Origin of the sequence: Microcoleus sp. OTE_8_concoct_300 (assembly GCF_031383065.1) — a bacterium.
Taxonomy (GTDB): Bacteria; Cyanobacteriota; Cyanobacteriia; order Cyanobacteriales; family Microcoleaceae; genus Microcoleus.
Window position 1 is genome coordinate 1 of the sequence record NZ_JANMZH010000630.1, and the last position, 1,568, is coordinate 1,568.

Annotated in this window: 2 protein-coding genes; one reads left to right on the top strand and one right to left on the bottom strand. The window is 43.3% G+C overall.

Annotation, left to right across the window (positions count from 1 at the left end; translation table 11 throughout):
- Positions 1 to 33: 33 nt before the first annotated feature.
- Entirely contained in the window at positions 34 to 696 is a 663-nt protein-coding gene (locus ACUVJL_RS28675; RefSeq protein WP_445248951.1) for a type I restriction enzyme HsdR N-terminal domain-containing protein, read from the top strand.
- Here ACUVJL_RS28675 and ACUVJL_RS28680 read toward each other — a convergent pair.
- The coding region (locus tag ACUVJL_RS28680; RefSeq protein ID WP_445248952.1) for an NB-ARC domain-containing protein at positions 670 to 1,568 on the bottom strand (899 nt) is incomplete at its 5' end. The genes ACUVJL_RS28675 and ACUVJL_RS28680 overlap by 27 nt on opposite strands.

Genomic DNA, 1,568 nt, shown 5'->3' on the forward strand with positions numbered 1-1,568 from the left:
GGAAATTGAACCGTTTGAATCAAAGGTGAAGGAATGGCAAAGGTTATTGCAGTTACAGAAGCTATTAAAAGCCTTGCTGAGGCTGAATCAAGGTTGAATTTGAGCCGAACTGAGGATGAGGCTTTTTTTACAGAGTGGCAAACCCAATTGCCAAGTCTCAGCGATTCTGAACAGACTGCTTTGGATACGCTACGACGCAGATTGCTATATCATAGAGCCGATGGAGAGTTGTTAGAAGGGGCAGTGACATTGCTGGTGGCATCACCTTTGTTAGAACTGGCGGGATTCTACGATCCACCTTTCAGGATGAAGGCTGAAGCTGCGATTCCCTACGGGATAGCTTCGCTTCACGAAATTGCCATCGATGATGGGGAAGAAATCCTGCGCGGACGAATTGATATCTTGATTTTGCAGAATCAGCTTTGGGTAATAGTTTTGGAGTGTAAGAAGACTACGATTTCGACGCGATCGGCATTACCTCAAGCATTAGCATACATGATGGCAAATCCCGATTTGGATAAACCGAGATTTGGTATGTTGACGAATGGCGATGATGTGTTGTTTGTGAAACTCAGGGCTCAACCTACAGCCGAATACGGCTTATCGCGGGCATTTTCGATTTATACTGTGCCAAGTGAATTGCGATCGGCTTTTCAAGTCTTGAAGCATTTAGGGCAAGGCATCACTACCGTCTAAGTTACGGTGAAGGTATTGCCTCAGTACAGGTGAAATCGTGTAAAAATTTGCTTGTTGTTCTATCAAGCAGCGCCGCGATAGAGATTGCAGCGCATTTAGCAAATATGAAGCCGGAATTATCTCATTTTCTAGCAATTTTGCCCGGTTGATTGGCTGGCTTTCTTTCGCTAACAAGGAGATTACTTGTTTTTCTAGTTCGGATAGGCGATCGAACTGCTGCTGTAAAATATCTTTCAAATCTTCCGGCAACAATATGGTATCATTTGGTAATAACTCTGTCACGCCTCCTCCCAAGTCTTGAATCAGATTCGCCACGCTTTTTAACCATAGGGGGTTGCCTTGGTAGCGATGAATGAGATTTTCACTGTTGTCGCTTTCTTCTAACCCATAATCTCTGAGTATTTCCCGTCCGGCGGCGAGGCCTAAACCTTGGATTTGTAAGGTGCGAATGGAAGTATTTTGGTTTTTAACTTGAGTCACTTCTCTCGGTTGTTCCCAACCGATTAACATCAAGCAGCTTTGATGGGATAATTTTTCTATTTGTTTGAATAAAGAGCGATAGTTTTCGTATTCTGGTTTATATTTTCCAGCCAATTCGCCGCTATAGAAAAGGTTGTGAACGTCATCTAAGACGATTAAACAGCGATGGTTTTGTAAATACTTAATCAGCGGTAAGCGTTTCTGGTTTGTTGGGGGTAAATCTGGTGTTTTGGAATTGGAAAAAAGCTGTGTTAGGTTAGATTGAAATTTTTCTATGGTGGGGAATTCGTCTAGTGTGTACCAAACTGCGTACTCAAACTCGTCTTTAATTTGTTGTACGAGTTGCACTGCTAGGGTGGTTTTGCCGATACCGCTGATGCCGGTGAGGGTGA